This window comes from Enterococcus sp. BWR-S5 (assembly GCF_016745255.1).
Taxonomy (GTDB): Bacteria; Bacillota; Bacilli; order Lactobacillales; family Enterococcaceae; genus Enterococcus_L.
In genome coordinates this window covers 1-21,716 of the sequence record NZ_JADOEQ010000013.1, presented here as the reverse complement: position 1 = coordinate 21,716, position 21,716 = coordinate 1, and the positions used below count along the sequence as shown (strand labels likewise).

General features: G+C 38.4%; 19 protein-coding genes. 17 read left to right on the top strand and 2 right to left on the bottom strand.

Going from position 1 to position 21,716, the window contains the following annotated elements; translation table 11 throughout:
• Positions 1 to 9 precede the first annotated feature (9 nt).
• From IW510_RS14485 to IW510_RS14450, 8 genes are all read left to right on the top strand, one after another.
• The gene (locus IW510_RS14485) at positions 10 to 339 is read left to right on the top strand and encodes a hypothetical protein (RefSeq protein WP_202060833.1); all 330 of its coding nucleotides are present in this window, start codon (positions 10 to 12) and stop codon (positions 337 to 339) included.
• Entirely contained in the window at positions 323 to 790 is a 468-nt protein-coding gene (locus IW510_RS14480) for a GNAT family N-acetyltransferase (protein ID WP_202060832.1), read from the top strand. The genes IW510_RS14485 and IW510_RS14480 overlap by 17 nt, the downstream gene beginning before the upstream one ends.
• A 12-nt stretch (positions 791 to 802) precedes the next feature.
• Complete coding sequence (locus IW510_RS14475; protein WP_202060831.1) at positions 803 to 1,060, top strand: hypothetical protein; 258 nt, start codon at positions 803 to 805, stop codon at positions 1,058 to 1,060.
• 89 nt (positions 1,061 to 1,149) lie between these two features.
• Entirely contained in the window at positions 1,150 to 2,301 is a 1,152-nt protein-coding gene (locus IW510_RS14470; protein ID WP_202060830.1) for a hypothetical protein, read from the top strand.
• A 173-nt stretch (positions 2,302 to 2,474) separates the two neighbouring features.
• The gene (locus IW510_RS14465; RefSeq protein WP_202060828.1) at positions 2,475 to 2,678 is read left to right on the top strand and encodes a hypothetical protein; all 204 of its coding nucleotides are present in this window, start codon (positions 2,475 to 2,477) and stop codon (positions 2,676 to 2,678) included.
• Between the two features lie 158 nt (positions 2,679 to 2,836).
• On the top strand, positions 2,837 to 3,172 hold the full coding sequence (locus tag IW510_RS14460) for a nucleotide pyrophosphohydrolase (RefSeq protein WP_202060826.1): 336 nt from the start codon (positions 2,837 to 2,839) through the stop codon (positions 3,170 to 3,172).
• A 1,027-nt stretch (positions 3,173 to 4,199) separates the two neighbouring features.
• Positions 4,200 to 4,871 carry a hypothetical protein gene (locus IW510_RS14455; RefSeq protein ID WP_202060824.1) on the top strand — a complete coding sequence of 224 codons (672 nt, stop codon included), beginning with the start codon at positions 4,200 to 4,202 and terminating at the stop codon, positions 4,869 to 4,871.
• Between the two features lie 368 nt (positions 4,872 to 5,239).
• Positions 5,240 to 6,229: a DUF975 family protein gene (locus IW510_RS14450; RefSeq protein WP_202060822.1), complete on the top strand. Its 990-nt coding sequence runs from the start codon at positions 5,240 to 5,242 to the stop codon at positions 6,227 to 6,229.
• Between the two features lie 76 nt (positions 6,230 to 6,305).
• Here IW510_RS14450 and IW510_RS14445 read toward each other — a convergent pair whose 3' ends face one another.
• Positions 6,306 to 6,776: a GNAT family N-acetyltransferase gene (locus tag IW510_RS14445; RefSeq protein WP_202060820.1), complete on the bottom strand. Its 471-nt coding sequence runs from the start codon at positions 6,774 to 6,776 to the stop codon at positions 6,306 to 6,308.
• Between the two features lie 331 nt (positions 6,777 to 7,107).
• Between IW510_RS14445 and IW510_RS14440 the strand changes: the two genes are divergently transcribed.
• Together IW510_RS14440 and IW510_RS14435 are read left to right on the top strand one after the other, a co-directional pair.
• Positions 7,108 to 7,524, top strand: coding sequence for a hypothetical protein (locus tag IW510_RS14440; protein WP_202060818.1), 417 nt, complete (start codon positions 7,108 to 7,110; stop codon positions 7,522 to 7,524).
• A 440-nt stretch (positions 7,525 to 7,964) separates the two neighbouring features.
• Complete coding sequence (locus tag IW510_RS14435) at positions 7,965 to 8,882, top strand: LCP family protein (protein WP_202060816.1); 918 nt, start codon at positions 7,965 to 7,967, stop codon at positions 8,880 to 8,882.
• Between the two features lie 391 nt (positions 8,883 to 9,273).
• Here the strand turns inward: IW510_RS14435 and IW510_RS14430 are convergent, their stop codons facing one another.
• Positions 9,274 to 9,972, bottom strand: a complete 699-nt coding sequence (locus tag IW510_RS14430) for a TIGR00266 family protein (protein WP_202060815.1) — start codon at positions 9,970 to 9,972, stop codon at positions 9,274 to 9,276.
• Positions 9,973 to 10,151: 179 nt separating this feature from the next.
• Between IW510_RS14430 and IW510_RS14425 the strand changes: the two genes are divergently transcribed.
• From IW510_RS14425 to IW510_RS14395, 7 genes are all read left to right on the top strand, one after another.
• The gene (locus tag IW510_RS14425; protein WP_202060814.1) at positions 10,152 to 11,045 is read left to right on the top strand and encodes an ABC transporter ATP-binding protein; all 894 of its coding nucleotides are present in this window, start codon (positions 10,152 to 10,154) and stop codon (positions 11,043 to 11,045) included.
• On the top strand, positions 11,046 to 12,194 hold the full coding sequence (locus IW510_RS14420) for an ABC transporter permease subunit (protein WP_202060813.1): 1,149 nt from the start codon (positions 11,046 to 11,048) through the stop codon (positions 12,192 to 12,194).
• Positions 12,191 to 13,315 carry an ABC transporter permease gene (locus IW510_RS14415; RefSeq protein WP_202060811.1) on the top strand — a complete coding sequence of 375 codons (1,125 nt, stop codon included), beginning with the start codon at positions 12,191 to 12,193 and terminating at the stop codon, positions 13,313 to 13,315. The genes IW510_RS14420 and IW510_RS14415 overlap by 4 nt, the downstream gene beginning before the upstream one ends.
• Positions 13,316 to 13,425: 110 nt before the next feature.
• Positions 13,426 to 15,291: an LTA synthase family protein gene (locus tag IW510_RS14410; protein ID WP_202060809.1), complete on the top strand. Its 1,866-nt coding sequence runs from the start codon at positions 13,426 to 13,428 to the stop codon at positions 15,289 to 15,291.
• A 59-nt stretch (positions 15,292 to 15,350) separates the two neighbouring features.
• On the top strand, positions 15,351 to 16,100 hold the full coding sequence (locus IW510_RS14405) for a tRNA 2-thiocytidine biosynthesis TtcA family protein (protein ID WP_202060807.1): 750 nt from the start codon (positions 15,351 to 15,353) through the stop codon (positions 16,098 to 16,100).
• A gap of 594 nt (positions 16,101 to 16,694) precedes the next feature.
• Positions 16,695 to 17,420: a winged helix-turn-helix domain-containing protein gene (locus tag IW510_RS14400; protein WP_202060805.1), complete on the top strand. Its 726-nt coding sequence runs from the start codon at positions 16,695 to 16,697 to the stop codon at positions 17,418 to 17,420.
• A 151-nt stretch (positions 17,421 to 17,571) separates the two neighbouring features.
• Positions 17,572 to 21,582, top strand: coding sequence for a pectate lyase-like adhesive domain-containing protein (locus IW510_RS14395; protein ID WP_202060804.1), 4,011 nt, complete (start codon positions 17,572 to 17,574; stop codon positions 21,580 to 21,582).
• Positions 21,583 to 21,716: the final 134 nt, after the last annotated feature.

Sequence of the window (21,716 nt, the reverse complement as noted above, 5' to 3'; positions counted from 1 at the left end):
GGGAAGCAAATGATTATTGAGTTTGAAGGATATCAATTAATTGAAGCTGACGAAGGAAACAGTGTGAGAAATAATTGCTGTTCTTATGACGTAGGTTTGTTGGTTTATGGCAAGACACGTTCTAAAGAAGAAGTCGCACGAATGATTCATCAAATGGTAGAAAAATTCCCCTTATTAACAAGTAGAGAAGTGGTTGAGCGATTTATGTTAATGTATGGTTATCAGCTTGTTCCTGAAAATTACGTGAATCCGGAGGCTGATTTGCTAGTTGATATGGATACGTATCTAGTGTTTAAACAAAATAAAGATTGGGATGATTCTGATGAATGGGTTAATTAGAAAAGCAGAGATAGCGGATATAGAAGACTTGCTTCAGCTTTACAATGAAGCAACGTTGAAACTAATTAATCAGGGAATCAACCAATGGAGCTACCCCTGGGATGAAGAAACAATGGCTGATCTGCTGCCTCAGCTTGTCGTTTTGGAAAATAATCGACAACTCATTGGCGCGATGGTGATATCAGAAAAGGCGCATTTCAATACCTATTCTTTTGGAAAGCCTGCCTTATTTCTGGAAAAAATTGTTATTCATCCGAGGATGCAAGGGAAAAAGATTAGCGGGCAATTGTTTGATTTTGCTCGTGTACAAGGAGAGTTAGTCAAAAAAGCCGTTTATTTTGACTGCTGGGCAGGAAATGAAAAGCTGATTACATATTATTTAAATTACGCAAAGCAAATAGCAGTAATAGATGAAGAGGATTATGAGGTTGCGCTATTTCAATTGTACTAAAGGAGAAAAGAAATGAAGGAGAAAAAGTTGTCGGTACCTGAACATTTTACGCAGCAGATGAGCCCCAAATCACAAGCAGAAATGATTAAATATTATTTTCATAAACTAAAGGTTTATCCCAAGGCACAACCTCAGGTATTTCGAGCGTTGGAAATTTGTTTGGAGAGCATGACACCTAAAAGGCTGCTGGATACGGTCAGAGACTGCGTGCCTTTTCTTACAGGAAGAACAGTCAATGGTTATGGGAGGAATGGAATCAAAAAGAATTGACCAGCAGAGATTGGCAAAAACCTCCCATCTTCTGGCTATGGCTAACTGCACACCCTAATGGCTATATACGGGAAATTGCATGGGGAAAGTTGAAAAACACAACAATCAAGCACAAGCTGACGTTCCTGCTTTTGACTGTAAATGATAATGTCGCTGAGCTTCGGACACTTGCTGTTCAGCTGCTGATGAGTGAGCGAACGTTTGAGAGGGAGGAATTTGTTTTTAGTTTGCCCTTTATTCAACGTCTGGGAGGCTTGGGACATGTTGAAAGTCGAGCAATACAGAAATATATGATTCAGCTGTTACTTGACCAGCCTGAAAGGTTACTTGAAGCACAGCAGTCAGCGGATTTGTTCATTTACCGTTATGCCTTTGAGCTAAGCTATTCGACTGAAAGCTCCATTATAGGTGAGAGTATTCTGAACGGATTTAAGAAAGCGGATAGGATTACCTTAGCCAGAACCTTCAGAGAGTTTGTGAGAACCGCGGAGGATAAAGAGCTACAGGTAAAGACACTGCTTTCTCATCCGCAAACGATTATAAGGAAGCTTGCAAGTATCTGGTGTTACAATCACTTAGAAGGGGAAACGGCGATGATTCCTTTGCTATTAGATTCAGCGGTCAGTATTCGCTATTTGACGAGAGATTATGTAATGAAGTATTTTCCAAGCTTCGACATGCGTGTATACTATCTTGAGCATCTCTCCTCTTGTGAGGTCAATGCGATTCAAGGGCTGGCAATGCTCAAGGACGACAGAGATAAGGAAATGATGCTTCTTCGGATGAATGATTCCAGGAAGAACGTCCGGTTAGCCGTTTTTAGCTGGCTGAGCTGCTTGCCGATGAAGGAACAGTTGGATAACTATCTTTTAGGACTCGCTGACATTTCCAAAGATGTTCGCAGAAAATCAGAAGAACACTTGGGCGAGCTCTATCCCTATTTTTATTCTGAGCTGAAGCAAGAGCTGTTCACTCAATTCAAGACCAGCAAAGAAACGAAGCAGCAAATCAGTATTCTAAATGTTCTTACCAATGGCATGAGAAAGGAATATCTCTTTGATCTTTTTGAGCTCTACCCTTTTAGTGCAAATCTAACGGTAGAAGAGGAAGTTAAGCAGCGTATCTATGGCTGGGAGTACGCTTGGAACCGTAAATTCTTTGTTGCTTTTACGGAGGAGGAACAAGAGCATTTGAAACAAGCATCCGATAAGCTGCAACTGTTCCTATTTGATGATCGTTAGTAATGACCGTTTGTAGGAAAAATAGATGTATGATAGCTTAAAGAAAGCGATGTATAGCTTGGAGGAAACTTAATGAAAAAAATTTTCAGTGCTGGGTTCAAACTGCTGCTTCTATTCCAGATTATATAGATAATTTGTCTGCATTAAACTGCCCATCCTGTGGGTGTTCTACAGTGGATTATCTGTATGGCGGGGATAGAGAGACCAGAGTCGGCTATGGTCTGTTCTGGTGTAATACCTGTAAGCGGGGCGTCCATATCAGTCGCTTATACATACCGGCTGTTGTTTCTGAGAACAAGGTAATCTATTTTGATGATCCGCGTGGTTCAGAAAAGCAGGCGCAGCTTGTGCCTGAATTTAAAAGAATGACTCCATAGCAATTAAAGCATTCTAGCTGTTCCGTCAGTTGTAGGAAAGCCCACTTTTTTATAATCCGTATAGAGAAAAAATTTATTCTACTCGGATTTTTGAATGGGGGAGGGTAAAATAAAAAAGCGAAGAACGATGGATAAAAAAGTTCAGTAAGATAGGAGAAATGAACGTGGAAGAACTAATCGAGAAAATCAATCATTTTAGAGATGAAAGAGACTGGAGACAGTACCATCAGCCAAAAGATTTAGCTATTTCTGTTTGCCTTGAAGCGTCAGAGCTGCTTGAAAATTTTCAATGGTTAAGTGATGAAGAAGCCATTGAGAAAAACAAAGAAAATATTCGTCAAGAGTTAGCCGATGTTTTGATTTACAGCTTAATGTTGGCTTCGGATTTAAATCTGGATGTGCATGAAATTATTGACAGTAAAATGAAGTTGAATGCTATAAAATATCCGGTGGATAAGAGCAAGGGCAGTAGAGATAAATATACAGAGCTGTAATCAGCAAAAGTGGAAAATGGTTGGCTGTCTATTTGTGAAGTCTTATGTTCAATCTGAATTAAACATTTATTGATAGACTGGAAATTACGTATAAAATTAGGTACAATGGACATACTGGTGCTATAGTACTGGTATTTGGGCAAACCTGTAAAAAAGTTGTGGCTTTTTTACAGGGCCTCACAGGTTGGTTGGCGCTAATCTGTGGGGTGCCTTTTTCATTTACAATGAAGCAGTAGGATAGAAAAAAACGATATCAGGCAGTTACCCGATATCGTCGCAATAGTTTTATATCAAAAAGCCTCCAATTAGTCCTTTGCCGGATTGGCACACAGAAAAAATCCCTAGCGGAAGAAATTGAATATCTGTGTAGGAGTATGCAAAGGAAAGCATTGGAAATTGATACTATTGGCAATAAAGTTGGGCAATTGTGGTTGTCTCAACATTTCTTTCTACTACGGTTGGCGCCGAAGCAGAAGAACCAAATATATTTGAAATTATTTTTTTCTATCCCACTACTATTCTAAGTATATACGAACAAAAATAAAAGGCAAGACAAAAAGTGAGAAAAATTAACGGTTTCTAGAAGAAAATAACATGTTAATAGGGCAGAGGAAAGCTATTTCAGTTGGCTTGCTGGCATTTTTTAACGCTTAAAATAATTATTTATTTCAGTTAAATCTCGAAGGTTTTTTATTAATTTTTAGATATATGTATCAAAAAGAGCGGACTGTAATTCTGTAAGTATCATATAATGCATATTTTTAGACGTGCAAATATATTTTCACTATACTTTTTAATAGTTGATAATCTTGGTTGATTTCTCATTATTCTTCAATAGCGGGCAAAAAAATGATAGTAAGTATATTTATCTTTATGTTAGGATTAATTGATTAAGGTGGATATTTCCTGGTTATTGAAATGGAGAGAGTGAGATAACAAAGTGGCGCGAAGTTGGTAGGTTAAGGAGTACATAGGATTTAACAAAATTATTCATAGCATCAAAAAATACAGGAAAGGGAATTAAAAAATGAAAGATGATGGAAACAGAGTTGACCTGCTGCGGAAAAATCATCAAGACACTTGTGAACAGCTGCAACGAAACCTCTCATTATTACTTCTTGATATGAACAAGCATTCAGAAAACAATCATTCGATAAAAGCATATTATGATAGGGTACTGATGCCGCTCGTTAGAGGTTCGGCATTATTGGCTGAAATGGTTGGAGAGGCAAATGTAAAATTTTCAGAAGAATACTTGTTGGCAGCCGACAGAAAAGAAATCAGTGCGGATGATTTAGAAAAGCAAATTATCCAATGGGACCAGTTGATTCTGGAGATACAAGGGAAGCTGAAGGAACTGGCCGATTCACCAATCGATCCGTTAAATAAGGCATTTCAAATTAGTAAGTGCACAACTCTTCTTGGTCTGTACGGATCAATGAAACGAGAGTTGAAGCATGAGTTAGAACAGATTAGGATGGTTTCGGATTCATCTTCTGTAATTATTGAGGAAATCAATCAACTGACAGTCTTAATCAATCATGGCTATGAGCATGCGGGCAGCTGTTGGGATTGGGAACAGGCAACGTTCATTGAGCCGCAAAAGATGGACTGGGTTACAAAGCTTAAGACTGTTGAGGATGAGTGGTTGAATAAACACCAGTCTAAGCAATATTTACTTGAACCATTTGAGCAATAGTATTAGGTTACCCATGAAGTGTTAGTAAGTACAGCAGGATTTGTTAGTTGTCATATTTCTTCTATTAAGGAGCGGCTTGCTTTGAGGAAATGGTTGACACTGACAACTCCTGTTTTTATGCTGATTTTTCAAAGTAGAAATCTTAAAATTCAGAGTTTTCTATTGTTTAATTTCATGATATTCGATATAGTAAGTTTACATGCTTGAAGTAACAATAGTCTTCAGTATGTTAAGATTCAATATTTTCTAGCTAAAAGATTTTATGGTGTGAATCAATGTTGGATGATTCTGATTTTTTAGTACAGAAAAAAATGGCGGACTATGTTGCTTGCCAGTCTGCTTAAATGACGTAGAAAAAGGAGAAAAGGATGACTAGAAGCGAAATAAAAAAGAAAGCACAGCACTTATTGCATAAAAACTATGGGCATTGGAGCACCTTGGTCATGATTCCCTTCATTATTATGGTTATCTATTCTTTTGTTGTTTTCGTAGGAACTATAGATAATTCCTATAGCAGCTATGACTATGAATATGAAGAGAATAGCGAGCTTTATCGTTCTTGGCAGGATGATACAGATTCAGAAGGTAACTACTATAATGATGATTACATGGATGGCTATGATGCCGGATATGATGATGGTTACTATGATGGGTATGATGATGCTTATTACGATTATGAAGATGATGATGGTTATTTTGGAGATCGGGAGCCCGCTGAAGAAGGGCATAATATCAATTATCCGTTGGACAGAGAGGTAAAAACTCTATCGTTAAGTAATACTGCAAGAATGAACAGCTATGATTATGGCTATTACAATGTTAGAACAAGAACATTTAGCTTCTTATGGTTTCTCTTTGTTTTGATTCTTACAGCAGCATCAATTCTTTATCAAGGGATGCTTCGATGGGCCGGAGTTGATAATGCAGAAGGAATGCCATTTAGCCTGAGACTGACATTTACAAAATTCTTTAAAGAAAATGGCAGACGAGCAGTAACAGCTAATTTATTAGTAGCTCTTTATACATTTTTATGGTCTCTACTGTTATGGGTACCTGGAATTGTTAAACAGATTTCTTATAGTATGACGAACTATTTACTGAGAAAAGATGAGTCCTTAACAGCTAAGGAAGCAATTGATTTGAGTAAAGAATTGATGAAGGGCTATAAGATGGAATATTTCATGTTCACTTGTTCTTTTGTCCTGTGGTACTTTGCATCATTCTTCAGTGGTGGAATTGCTTTATTCTATGTGATTCCTTACTATAGTGTATCAGAAGCACTATTTTTCGATGAAATTGTCAAAGAAAAAAGTCACCTGTTCAGTCATGAACTGGCAGATGGTTACACCGATTTTTAATAAGCATAAAACCCCTGCCGTGAAATATTACGGTAGGGGTTTTTGACTATAAACGACTCGTTCAGCTTTTCTTACTCTATTTTATTTGTTTTTCCATCTTTATAAAATCGTAGGTTCCTCCGTTAGTTTTTTTGAGGAAATGATGGCTTTCGGTGAAACCAACAGCCAGATAGGTTTTGATGGCACGCTGATTGAATGCAGCAACCGAAAGCTCTATTTTTGATATTTCAGGAAATTTTGCGGCTGTAAAATCCATTATTTCACTGATAAATGACTGTCCGAAGCCTTTTCCTGTTAGCTCTGGTTTAAGGCCTAAGCCTAGTTCAACAGTGGTTGGATTGTTAAGTAGAATAACGAAATAGCCAAACAGTTCATCATTTTTCCACATTTCATAGTATTGATTATCTCTTTGTAGAGGATCGATAAGCTCTTGATAGTCTTCTTCATCGGCTGATGCATCATAGAAAGAATACGGCTCTTCATAGGTCCACTGATCCGCAATTATCATAGCAGTTTCCTGTGTCATTAGCTGAATATGTGTTTTCATAGAATACTCCTTTTGTGATTAATGTGATAATTATGTTCTCGTCTTACTGAATAATCGTTTACTGCAAGTGATTATTTCTTAGTTATACAATAGTATATCCTAGAGGTGGATAGAATTGGAAAATATTTTTTTCAAAGAATGGTCACCTTTTTTTATTTAGTTAAGTGATATAATAGCTTCATGTGCCAGATGAATGATGGGAAAGCTTGTTTGCAAGACTCTTTCGAATGTAACGAATTGAGTAGTAAAATGTTTATCCTGGAGAAGCTCTAAATATCCTTAAGGATTTATCAAGCTGGCAGTGACAAACGGAATTGAAGGAGAGAATAGAATGAAAATGAATACAAAAATATTGAAGAATAAATTTAAACAACCGCGTGTGATTCTTTATCTAGTTACAGAAATCTTAATCAATGTGATGCTCTATTATCCGCTATCTTTTGCGTATGCATTGGCAAAAGAAACAACTAGCGGCTTTCAATTTGTTTACTTGGTCACCTATGCGACCGTCATAGGAGTGCTCTCCGGTTTGTTTGCTCTTCTATCAACAAAAGAAGGCTGGAGACAACTATTTTCAGGACTCTTTTTTATTGCTGCACTACTTGTCATTGTTTATGTCTTTCAAAATCTTTTCCAAAGCTGGTTTGGCTGGGTTCTATTATTGCTTATTGGCGGCAGCGGGGTACTTATTTTTTTCAATTTAAAAAAAGGACCGGCACGTGTAGATACTGAACAGAAAAGTGAATAAAAATTGGTTTCTCTCATGAAGCTCCGATAAAAAAACAAAAGAAAGTTCGTAAATTTTATAGAGGTGAGTCTTTAGTTGTCACTGATAAAATCTTTTCGTTGTTATTTGGATTCTTTCTGAAATGATATTTTATCTTTCTGCTTTCTATTTTAAAATAGTCTGAATAGTGAATAATAATCTATAAAAAATCTTAACATATCTTTAGTTGACTTCATTTTTTGATATAGGTATAGTAAATATGAATTAAATGTTGTTGGTAAAATGGTCAAGAGGCTCAATTACTTTAGAGAGAAACAAAGATTCCTCAAGTAAAGTATAATGATGCATCAGGCTGAAGTTGAAAAAGAACATAGCTGAATCAAAAACTGTCGTGAGTAGTAACAAGGCGATGGGTAGATGGAATAAACCAGCTGTGTTGATGAAAGGACTTAACCAAACCAATGAAAAAGACAGCAAAAACGGGAATTATTGTCCTACTTTCGATTATTTTTGTACTTGATGCGCTGGGATGCTACGCCGCACTTACTTTTTTCAGTGCGAAAGAGAATGTTGAAGCGAAAGCAATAGTTACTAAGAATAAGGATTTCAGTGGAGACGATCAAACAAGTGATCAGGAAGTAAATGTCCTGCTGATTGGAACAGATACCAGAGATGATGATGGCGATGGTGGTCGTTCAGATACATTGATGGTTGCGCATTATGACAGTAAGACTAAGCAGCCTAAGCTGATATCAATTATGAGAGACAGCTTTGTTGACATTCCCGGTTATGGTTTAGGAAAAATCAATTCTGCCTATGCTTATGGTGGAGCCAAGCTGACAAAAAAAGTTTTGAATGAGAGCTTTGATCTGCCAATCAATTATTATGCAATCATTGATTTCAGTCAATTTAGTGAATTAGTGGATGAACTTTATCCGGATGGAGTAAAAATTGATGTTGAGAAGGATATCAATTTAGATGGGGTCGATATCTATCAAGGAGAGCAAACGCTTGATGGAGACAGTCTACTACAATATGCACGTTTTAGAATGGATGAAGAAGGCGATTTTGGGCGTGTTCGCAGACAACAACAGGTAATGAACGCTTTAGCCTCTCAATCAGCTAATTTAATCCCTATTTTGAAGCTGCCTAAGGTTGCGGGAGAAGCAGTAGGTAAGCTGGATACCAATATGCCAACAGATTTGATTATTGACTTGGCAAAAGATTTCCTAACAGGAAGCGTGAAAGACCTGGAAACACTTTCTGTGCCAGTCGAAGGAAGCTGGGACTTTAACGATAACACATCTGCGGGAAGTGTCATTGAAATCGATGAAGCAGCCAATGCACAAGCGATTAAAGAGTTTTTAGAAAAAGAGTAATCAACTATAATGTAAAAGCTGCCATCCTTCAATTTGAAGAATGGCAGCTTTTTTATGATAAGAAAAAACTGGACGGTGTGGCAAAAAGCGCCTCACGGTCCAGTTTCCTATATCACTTATAAGTTGAACGACTCGTTCAGCTTTTCTATTTGTCCAGCTTCACGAGTCAACTCAATCGGTGATAAGAAAAACTGAACGGTGTGGCAGAGAGCGCCTCACAGTCCAGTTTTCTATATCACTCATGAGCTGAACGACCCGTTCAGCTTTTCTATTTGTCCAGCTTCACAGACTAACTTCTTCGGCAATAAGATAACTTTTCAACATTGGTAAAAAGCACCAATGTGCTAAGTTCCTATATTGCTCAGAAGTTAATCAAGTCTGTTCAGCTTTTCTATTTTCCGGTTGCGATGAATGGGGCAACCATTCCTGCCAATGCTTCAACATTTCTTGTTTGAATTAAGACAGTTCCTCTTCCGTGGAACTCATTTACCAGACCTTCACCTGTTGTGAAACCAAAAATGCCTGAAGCCACTTTGATATTATAGTCTAGCGATTCTGTCCAAGCAACAACATGCTGATTATCAATGATAAATGGTTGGTTGCCATCAAGCTGAAGCTCAACGATATCACCGTAAGCATTAACCAGTAATGTTCCTTTGCCGGCAGTCTCCATAACGAAGAATCCACCTGTACCACCAAATAAAGAAGTGCTTACCTTTTGACGTTTCATTTCATAAGAAACTGTCGCATCACAAGCTAAGAAGGCACCATCATTTAAACGCCAATGCTCCATGCCAACTTCCAACTCTTTGATTGCGCCCGGCGTACCGGGAGCAAGTGCAATCACAGCATTGTCGCTCAAGCCTGTTGCTTGAGTAATAAAGAAACTTTCTCCACTAGTCATAGAACGTCCTAATGCACGAATCGCGCCACCAAGACCGGATTGTCCGTTACTATTCATTTTTCCTTCAAGGTTGATTTGCCCATTATGGTAAACCATTGCTCCACGTTCCAATTGAATCATTTCTCTGTTTTGAAGTGAAACCTCAACTAATGGAAACAGTGTATTTTCAGTCATTTTAAAATTCATTTTTATCCCCCTTATATTGTTATAGGTAATATTGTTTGATTCAATTATAACTTTGTTCTCAGATAATTCAAAGAAAATTCGAAATTTAAGATTCAAAGTTCACATTTATTCAATAGATTAAAGATAGACTGAAGAAGGAAAGTTGACAAATGATGAAAAGATATTGGGAGTGGGTAAAAATGAAGGAAATCTTACAGATAAAAAATATATGTAAAAGCTTCGGTCATCAGCAGGTCTTAGCTGATATCGATTTGGTCATTGATCAACCTGAAATTATTGCATTGGTTGCGCCAAATGGGTCAGGCAAAACTACATTACTTAATTTGATTGCAGATATAGAAGTTCCTGATGAAGGTGAAATTACAGTTTTGGGCAGACCAAATGTGGATTATCAGATATTCTACGATATGTCCTATTTGCAGGATCCCTCGATTTTGTACCAGCACCTGACAGGTTGGGATCACATGGAATTTATTCGTCGTGAGCATAAGAAAACAAAGGAAGAAATGCTAATGCTGGTAGAAGAACTGGGCATGACGCATTACATGGATAAGAAGGTAAAAAACTATTCTCTGGGCATGAAACAGCACCTGTTATTAGGGATTGCATTGATGAATAATCCAAAGCTGCTGTTAATGGATGAGCCGTTGAATGGACTGGACCCTTGTAGCGTTGAACAAGTAAGGACGATTTTAGAAAGATTGCATCAGCAAGGAGTAACGATTATCCTTTCTTCACATAATCTCGAAGAAATTGAAAAAGTCACAGACTCAATCTTATTTTTGCATGAAGGACAGCTAGTATCCAAAGAGAATATTAAAGTAGAAGAAATTGAATATGAATTCATTCTTGCTGAGCAGGAGCTGGCAGTGAATTTTCTGGAAAAAATCGATGTCTCCTATCAAATCTGTTCACCCTATAAAATCAAAGGAACATTTTTCTCAGAGCAGCTGTTAGCTTTCAAGGCTTTTTGCACAGAGCAAGAGTTAACTGTTTTTGATCAACGGATGGCCAAAGGGACATTGGAAACAATGTATTTCAATTTATTTGCCAGGACTCAGCGTGTGAGCTAGATGAAATTTGAGTGGGTGAAATGGAAAAGGAATCCAAAAAATATTTTGTTGTTAGGTATTTTACTTCTGGCTCTGGGGGTTCAGGTGGCTGAACAATGGGACAGCAGTAAACAGGTAAATAAAAGTGATCATCAGTATTTAAAAGCAGTTGCTGATGAAATACAGCCTCCTCAAGGATATGTTGGAACGCCTGAGCCATACAAGATGCTTCATCATCTTGATGAGCAGGGCGTTTTTTTATCTAAGAAAGATCAGATGCAATACGAAAAAGTAGTAAACATTCTCTATCTGTTGGAAGATGAGAACACTGCCAGACTTACAGGTGACTGGAAAGAGCGACGTAATGTGCAAACAGAACGCCTGCTTCTGCAAAGTGAATATATGAAGGCCGGCGGAACAGAATGGTCGATGCTTTCACTAGACGAAGTAACACAACAACTGGGGCGTAATGAATGGCTAAAGGAACATGATTTACCAATTGAGGATATATCTTCTAGCCCTAAGGGGATGTACTTCCTTTATTCGTTGTTGCGTCATGCGATGTCCTCAGGTCTCTTACTGGTAGTTGTCGCATTGTTTTTCTTTGATTTTATGACAAGTGAATATGAACGCAGAACCTATTTGTTCATGTCTGTTCAACCTATCAGTAAACAAAAAAGATACTTCCGTAAAACAGGGATGGCGGTTTTGATTATAGGAGCTGTCTATTTGCTTTATCTAGGACTTGGATTTTTATCTGCTTCTTTATTGTTTGGAACAGGTAGTGTGTCATATCCAATTATAATAGAAGGAACAAGCGCATTTTACTATATTTCTATTGGCAGCTATATCTTGGCAGTAATTGTCCTGCAACTATTGTTTATCGCTTTCATTGTTCAGCTACTGATGCTGCTTTCTAAAGCAGTCAAACACTCTCTTGAAGTTTTGGCAGTGTTTTTAGCCCTATTTCTTGTACCGAATCTCCTAAAAAGTGTACTTTTTAATGAGAACAGTTTGGTTCAGTGGCTGCCATTCTTTTATATGGATGTCGATGCCTATTTGAGAGAATCGATTGGCTTTACGCAAGCCTTCTTTTTTGGTGCAGCTGTTTTAGTCATTGGGAACATCATTTTGTTGAGGTTAGGCAGTAAGGCGGTGAATAGAATATGATGAACATCATTCGCTTTGAAGAGCTGAAGCTATGGCGTCAACGTAAAACGTATCTGCTGATTGCTGGCGGACTACTCTTTATCGGTCTGTTCTTTCTGTTCAATAGGTACATGGGAATACAAGAAAATCGTGTCATTAATCAGGAAAATGGTTTTTCAAAACCTATATTTGGGCGTAATGCATTAGATGCGGAGCTGGAGGAATACCTGTTATCTGTCAATCAAATGATTGAGACACAGGAAGAGGCGTTTCTTACAGCCGCCGGAAAAGGTGAATCTCTTGAAGAGGTACTGACATTACCTACATACCCATTTTATAGAACTGCACTTAATAACGAGCTGATTGATAGAAAGCTGCCCGCTTATTCTATGCGTTATGGGACACAGAGTAGTGTGTTCTCAGCCATTGCTTTGACGAGCTTGACTAGTCTTTTGGGAATTATCTATTTCTTGTTTTTATTTGGTGACAGCTTAACGAAGGAATTTGAGGAACAGACGATGAGTCTCTGTCTGACACAGCCAATCTCACGCACCCGTCTATATCTCTGGAAGTATTTACTGGCTGTAGGTCATTCTTCTTTACTAAGCGTTGTTCTTGTTTTATGTGCGGGAATGATTGGTTTGATTTTTTCAGGAAGCAGCTCGTGGAAGTATCCGATAATTGTGTTCACGGAGAAGTCCATGACATTTGTTCCTCTTTATCAATATATGATACGCGTTTTTGTTCTATTCTTTTTTGTTTTACTCTTTTGTTTTGCCCTACACTTTCTATTTAGTGTGTTATTCAGAAAAACTGCCTTTTCCCTTATAGCAACGGTCTTTTTGTTGGCTGAAGGCTATTTTATCAGTGTTTCTTCCATTCCTGTACTGAGGAAGCTAGCTCATTGGAATCCTTTTACGTATTTGAATGTTGGCAAGCTGTTTGTAGGCTACGATTTTCGTGCATATGGGCAATATGGTATCGAAAACCAAGAATACTACGCCAACTGGTGCTTGCCTCGGGTGCTGCATAATACACAAATTAATTTTTCTCATGGCCTTTTTACATTGGGGATAGCAACAGTTGTTGTTCTTTGGCTCGGCTGTCAATGCTTCAAAAAAAATATTCGATTTGAAGCGTAAGAAAAGCATGTATTTTTATGGAAAATCACTGAGTGAAGAAAGAGTTTACTTTTTTTGAGTCAACACATAAAATAGTAAGGTATTCATTTATTGGAAGAGGGAGCTTGCACGTGAAAGATTACTTCAAACGACTACATGCTTTTTTTAAGGAAAAAAAGGCAGTTAAAATTTTAATTGCACTACTTTTTTTAGGCTTACTGGTAATTTTCAGTAATTTATATTTACAATGGTGTCAAAACGACCTTTCTGTCGATCTTGCACGTAACTTTGCCTTTTCCTGGCACACAGAAAAATTCTTTCTGGGCTGCTTGGTCTTAGCAGTTGTACTGCTATTCTTAATTGCCTTATCCGGTTCGATTGCTGTGGGGAGTCTTCTATACACAATAATCATTGGTGTACTTGGATTTGCAGACTATCAAAAGATGTTTTACCGAACTGAGCCGATTTATCCTGATGATCTGAAAATGATTACAGAGTTTGGTTTACTCCGAGAGATGGTAGGAACCGGTCCGTTCGTGCTTGTTCTCATTATTGCGATTGGAGGGCTTGCTGCATTTGGCTATGCGCTGTATAAGAGCTTATTCAAAGAGAAGAGACAGCAGCTTGTTCGCGGTGTTCTTCTTGTCTGCTCTGCAGGGATGCTTTTATACATCAGTGACTTTAATAACCCAAACAATCTTTTGAGAAAGGCGTACAATAAAACGGCACTTTGGATTCCTTACAGTCAGAAAATGAATTATTATAATACAGGTTTTATTGGCGGGTTTCTTTATAATTTGAAGGTCGTTGCAATGGAAGAGCCGGCAGATTATTCGAAAGAACGAATTGAAGAAATCGTTGATGAGTATAATGAGTTGGCAGACAAGAAAAATGAAACGAGTAATGAAGAGAAGCCGAATATAGTTTTTGTTATGAGTGAGAGCTTTTCAAACCCGTTAGCCTTGGAAGGTGTGACAGCTGATAAGAATCCGTTAACTGACTATCAAGCCATTGCAGAGCAAACGTATAGCGGGCAGATGCTTTCACAAAATTATGGGGGCGGTACAGCGAATATTGAATTTGAAGCGTTGACTAGCTTTTCAATGGAATTGTTTAACGCTCAGATGACAACGCCCTATACGATGCTTTTGCCTAAGTTGGATGAAGTTCCTTCTATAGTATCTTTATTAAAGAAGGAGAATTATCAAACAACAGCGATTCATCCGTATAATACGTCAATGTATAAGCGGAAAGATGTTTATGAGCTGCTGGGCTTTGATTCATTTTTATATGAAGATACAATGACACATACTGAAAAAATAGAAAGTAATCCGTATATTTCTGATGAAGCGGCCTATCAAGAGGTGATGGATCTATTAGCTGATAATGAAACACCACAATTTGTTCATCTGGTGACTATGCAGACCCACATGCCTTATGGCGACAAGTATTCGACCTTGAACTACGCTTCTCAAAGTAAGGGCAACAAAAAGGCGATTGACAGCTACATGCAGGATATTGCATACAGTAGCGAAGCTTTAAAGGGGTTTATTGCTGAACTAGATAAATTGGATCGTCGAACCTTAGTTGTATTCTGGGGCGATCATCTGCCAAGTATCTATTCTGATGAAATCAAAGCTGAAAATGATGAGGTCGCCATGCATAAGACGGAATTCATGATGTATGATACTGCGGGAAAACTGGCGAACAGTGAAGAGCATGAAGCAACAACCAGTCCGTTTTACTTTGCCCCATCTTTATTTGAGCAAAGCAGCTTGCAAACAAGCGGATTCTATCAACTTTTATTGAATGTACAAGAAGAGCTTCCGGCGTTTGAAAAAGGCTTTTATTATGAAGATGGGCAATGGGAGAAGGAGCTTTCTCTTTCGAAGGCGCAAGAGGACTACTATAAGGCATACCAGCTGATTCAGTATGATATTGTTTCCGGCGAGCAATATAGCTTACAAAGCGATTTCTTTGCGTCCGATTCAGAGTAGAAGACGGCTGCAAAATAATTCAATAGATAAATAGATAAAATTTTTGAAGGGGTTTAGTAATGGGGTTTAAGAAAAAGGATAATCAGTTATACTACAATCCAATTCGTAGAGCGGTTCTCTCGCATCAGATGATTGAGCCTGGTGATCGAGTGGCAATAGGGATGAGCGGCGGCAAGGACAGTACCAGTCTCCTTTATTTTTTGGATATGATAAACAAGCAAGAACGATTGGGCTTCTCTTTTGAGATTGTACCGATTTCCCTTGATATGGGATTTGAGATGGACATTCAACCAATGAAGGAATTTGTAGAAGAGTTAGGTTATGAGTTGGAGATTGTTCCTACCAATATTGCAAAGGTCGTATTCGATATTCGAGAAGAACGATCACCATGCTCTCTTTGTGCAAAGCTGCGACGCGGAATTTTATATACTCGCGCGAAAGAGCTGGGCTGTAATAAAGTAGCATTGGGGCACCATCTGGATGATGCTATAGAAACGTATTTCATGAATTTTCTATTTCATGGGAAAATGGCAAGCTTTGAACCAATTAGCTATTTGACGAAAACGGGCGTTTCTATTATACGTCCCTTGCTCTATCTTCAGGAGAAAGACATCATCCGGCTGGTAAAACGAGAAGAGCTGCCGGTAATATTTAATCCCTGTCCCGTTGATAAGAAGACAAAAAGAGAAGAAATAAAAACTCTTGTGTCCGGTCTTTCAGAAACGTACCCTGATATTCGAGAGAAGTTTGTCATGGGGATGGAACAAGGAAATGCTGAAGATTTTTGGAAAAAAAGTATCAAGGAATAAGAAAATGAAAAAGCATCAAAGCTTACAGAGTATCTCGTAAGCTTTGATGCTTTTTCGTATGTTTATGAGGAAGAATAGGTAAAGTAAAAATTTAAAATTAGTTTCCTATATTAATATACTTTGAGAAAAAATTTGTTTTTCTTAATAAAGTAATTCTAAATCAAACAAACAAAGAAGTCTATAGCTTTTTTTATCATTTATTTCTCCGAAAACCGATTTTTTTGAGAAAAAAGAAAGATATTATTTATTTATTGATATTAATAGAAATGTTGAAAAACCAACGAAAACCTATGAGAACAAAGGGGTTCCATCGGTTTTCAACCGTCAAAACAGCCGTCAGCTTCAAACAGGAAATATATCTTTTTTAATATATTTTTTAGTTATATCAACATTTTTATTGCCTGTTTTATAATCCTTCCCTATTTTTTCAACAAAAAAAGCCGTCAAAATAGCCGTCTTCATGGTTCGAAAGCTATGGTTTTCCCTAGCTAAACTGAATTTTTTCTCAAAGTATATTAATTTGAGAAATTAAAATCTCATAAAAAATGTATAAAAACAAAGAGAATAAAATAATCAAAGGGGGAGAGTCATTAAATGAATGCAGGTGTTATTAACTTATCAGTAGAACTTGATGAATCCTATTCAGAAGAACTTCAAAAAAATGATATCAATGTAATTCCTTTGACAATGGATGATTTTGAACAAAGAATATCTGAGCTAGATGCAGTAATCATTAGAGAGAATGCTCTTGAGGATACAGCACAGACTTGCAGTATTTTGTTAAAGCTAAAAGAAAATTCGGATGTTCATGTTTGGGTGTTTTCTTCCAGTTCTCAAAAAGTTATGAGAACTGTTTATCTTCAATTGGGTGCCTTGGGTATTATTTCTGAAGACTGTGAGGAAGACGAACTACAATTAATCATTTCGAATAGTCTGGGAAAGAAAAAATGCATATCAGGAAATGGAAAGACTGGGAGCAGTGAAACAGAAACAAGTCAAGAAGAAGTTGCCAAGTTGAAGCTTATTCCAAGAAATCATAGTGTCAAGATTCATGGAAAAAAAGAGATTCCATTAACTAAGCTTGAATATAAGACGCTTGATCTTCTCTATAAGAATAAGAATAATACAGTGACTTATGGAGAATTGTTCGAAGAGGTATGGGAAGAGAAATTCACAAATCAGAACTACCGAGTAGCAAATCTGGTTTTTCATTTGAGGGAAAAGATAGAAGATAATTCTGTGAGCCCTATATTTATACGTACAGTCCGCTCGAAAGGGTACATGTTGGATTTGTGGGATTCTTCAGTAGAAGAATCATAGTTTTAACCTTAGTCAGTATTTCTTTTCCAAAGAAAACAGTGAGGTCAAAACACAATATGAAATCTAACGATCTCCTTTTTTAATGGAAATTGAAATAAAGTGCTTCTATATATATTAGAAACACATAATTTTTGAGGAAAGGAGGAAGAAAATGAGAATAGAAAAGAAGAATTATGTCTTTGGTGCAATTGCTGTTCTTTTTAGTATTCTATGTGTGTACTTTGCAATGAATACTAGCTTATTGAAAGCAGATGAAGCCGTTCAAGGCTCTTATAGCTTTACTGGGGAGAATCTTACGGAAGAAGCTGCTTTTTCTGGAACGATTCAAGTCGATTCAGCAAAAGAAGAAACGTTAAAACTGGAAGTGAGTGGAGAAAATGATGGCATTCTATATGCTGAAAATCTTCAAGAAGCTCTTCCAGCAGAGTATCAGGAAAAAGTCCAATTTGAAGACATTGAAGCTGGTAAATCAGTAGCTATGACTGTTAAAGAATCAGGAGAAGCTTTGGATATTCCAGTAACAATTGAAACAGAGCTTTTTGCTGAGGCATCTACGAGAACTCTTTCGTTGAAAAAATCAGATACAGTTTTAGAGACTCTTGAGTTGGAAACAACTAAGGATCCTGAAGCGGATGTTCCTGCTGAACGAACAATGACTAGCTTAACTTCTCAAATAGCACCATTCGCACTTGCAGGAGCAACAGAGGTCACTACTTGGGATCAATTTGTAACTGCATTACAGGATCCATCAGTTTCTGGGATTCAATTAATGAATGATATTTCTAAAGGTTCTTCATCTGCAGTTCCTGGAACAATTACTCGAAGTGTAGCAATTGATGGAAGCAGTGCTGACGGCTCAACGCAATATGAGTTGGATATGGGTAGTTTGGCAACAACGAACTTCCGTATTACTTTAGGAGCCGCTGCTGCAGGAACTGAAATACGTTTTCAGAATTTGAATTTAAAAGGATCTGGTACAGCATTCACTTTAGATTCAGCAATTGTTTATGCAACGGCTGCCAATAGTGCAAACTGGACGGCTTCCTTTAACAATGTTTCTCTTGCGGCAGGTCATACGAAACGTATCGCTTATCTGCCTAATGGGAGTGTTGTTATGGATGGTGGAGAATTCAATTTTTCTCATTCAGCTGTTGGCTCAGGTAGTGCTGGGGGAACTTCTATCACAGCAGGTTGGCATAAGCTGTTTGAAGCAAAGAATATTCATATTACGAATGGAAGTAAAATTTCAGGAGAATTTTCAGATATGTTCTTAGCTTCAAGCGTTGCAGATTCAACGATTCGAGTGGATCAAGGATCTACCTTGAACCTGAAAAATTCTCGTGTTGCGATGATTGCCATTGATGGTGCACGTGCAACTATGCAGTTTGATGGTGCAGGAACTAGTGTGGAGCTTTATGGTTCTCAAAGCGGAACTGATCGAATGGGTGGCTTACTTTGTGTTGAAGGAGCAAACTCACTGATTGAAGTGACAAACTATGCACATTTTGATCTGCACTCAGCTACACACCCATGTACAATTTTGATGGGGAATTACAGTGTTTTCAATATCAAAAACAATGCTGATTTTAATGTGAAAATCGATAACGATGCCAGCGGAAATGCATATGGTGCCGTAATGCGATTTAGAACATCAAACTTTATGGAATTTAACATTGATGAAAACTCAATCTTTTCTCTAGTAAAGGAACAAAGTACACGTTCTGAGACGTTACGCTTATCTGGAAGTGACAATACTGTCAATGTCACGGGAGGTTCTAAATTCTTTGTCCATAATAAAGGAAACCAAGAAGGAATTAACTATGATGGAGGAAGCCGAAACAGCTTCTATCTGAAAGATAAGAATTCTAAAGTGGAAGTTATCTCCGAACAAGGTCGAGGCGTTAACGCTGGTACGTACTTTAAAGTTGCCGGAGAGTCTGGAACTGAGTTTACAGTAGATGGTTATGGAAGTTCGAATGCTGCTTTTAGTTATGGTGGCAATTCACAATTTGAATTCAATAATATGTTGTATTATGATTTCCGAAACAACAGTGGGCATTCTGTTTTTGATGGTACTGCCACTTTGAACAGTGTTTACTCTGATGTCAGTATTTGGAAACAAGGAAATGCTACTCAGCTAGAAGGAAATCCTTTTAAAGCATGGACTTTAGTCGATATGGGGCTTTACGGAGCCGGTGAACGTTATACCGTTCATAGTTCTCGTGCAGCAGCATATCGAACATTCACAATGCCATTATTAGGATTAGCTGGCACGTATACAACAGATGATGATGTTCACTCTGTATTAGGAACAACAGCCAATGATATGCGAACTATGGCTCGTATCAGTGGAAACAACGCTGATCCAGTTGTAGATGAACTGAGAATTCCAACGAATGCAGATAAATATGCTTTTGGACATGTAACGATTCCAGAAGGTGTTGAAGGGCAACGTGATGCGTGGACGGATGAAGTAACCGTGGTTCTGAAGGTAACGAAAGCAGATGGCACGGAGTATGAAATCAACGGAAAAACAGTTGGTGATGACGAAGTCGGTGATGGTTTATCGATTTATGGTGAACCCGATAGAGCAGGAATGTTCCAAGCTGAAAATAAAGATGGTGCATTCTTTGAAACAGGGGATAAAGTCGAAGTACTACGCGCATGGCGTGGAGGAAACGAAGGTGATTTGAACCCTGATCCGACAACTGTGCATATCGGTTATCCGACAGATGATGTTCCCGGTGACCTTGATCCTTGGGTGGATACACCAGTTGTAACAATTGATGTAACACCACCGACTCAAGCAGTCGTTGATCCAAGCATTTCATTATCAAATGCAACAAAACAACTAAACGGCACGAGTGATGAAAATGGCTCGAAGGTATTTGTTAAAGTCAATGGTAATTGGTTGATGGACAGTTCCGGTAATTTACTGACTACTACAGTCACAGACGGAAAATGGGCATTGGACCTTCCTGGTTACTTAACTGCTTCAGATAAATTAGATATTTATTTGAAGGACACAACAGTCATCAATGGTGATCCAGGATTTACTTTGCCAGTGACGTATACACAAACACCAGATGGTGTTTATGGAAACATCAATGAAGAAGTAGACGGTTATGACAGCTATGTCGGCTATCATGATGCAGTCAACAATTCTTCATCAGGCGGCACAGATGATCGTTTTGATTCAGCGTTACGATTAACTGCTAAAGATGTGATTCCAGATGCACCGAAGCTGTCTAAGTATTCGGCATCCAGCGGTGGGGCTACTACTTCTATCGGGGATGAAGTGACATACACACTGACAGCCAAGAATGACAAAGCAGATTCTGCTGATTGGACAGGCGTCGTATTGGAAGATGTGCTTGCTGATGGGTTGGATTTTGATTCAACGGATCATGGCATCACCATTAAACAAATCGATGCTTCCGGTACGGAAACAACTGTGCCGTTGGCAGCCGATACATTCACCTACAATGAAACAACACGTTTGTTAAGTATCAAGCTGGGCGATATTCCGGCAAAATACAGCTATGTTGTAACCTTTAAAATAACTGTAGGTAGTAGTGCAACAGTCGATGAGGATATCTTGAATCAGGCTACAGCTAAAGGCTATTCGCCTCAAGAATCCGCAGATCCATTTGTACCTGGACCGATTACCGGACCATTCAAAGTCATTGATGTGCTTTCTAATGAAGTAGGATTACCGGGTGGTACCTTATATGGTATCTTACAGCTGACTTCAGCGCCGGATGTCATTGACTTCAAGAAACATGCATTGACAGTGAATGATACGCGGATGAATGACCCTGAATTGAGTGCACCGCTGACTGTTTCTGATAGTCGCGGCAATCGTACGAGCTGGACACTGACAGCGAAGCTGACCGGTGTGATGGCGAATACTGATGACGGCACAAAGATTCTGGCAGATGCCATCAAGTTTAACAATGGAACGACGGAAGAAGCGTTGACCGCTTCAGAAATCACCATTAAGACTCATACACATGCTGCTGCGGGAGATTATGTTGTCAGTGATGACTGGAGCGCCAATGGCGCAGGTCTGAAGCTGGAAGTTCCTGCAGGTGGTGTACCGAAGCTTGGGAAATATCAGGCAGAAATCACCTGGATTCTAGGCGACACGCCGACACCTTAACGAAAGAGAGGACACACACATGAAGCAATTTGTTACAACCGTTCTTCGCCTCTCTTTGGTGGCAGGACTTCTGCTGGGCTTTGCCATGCCTGCTCACGGTGCTGAAAATGGGAAAGGTGTTCAGACCAACGGTA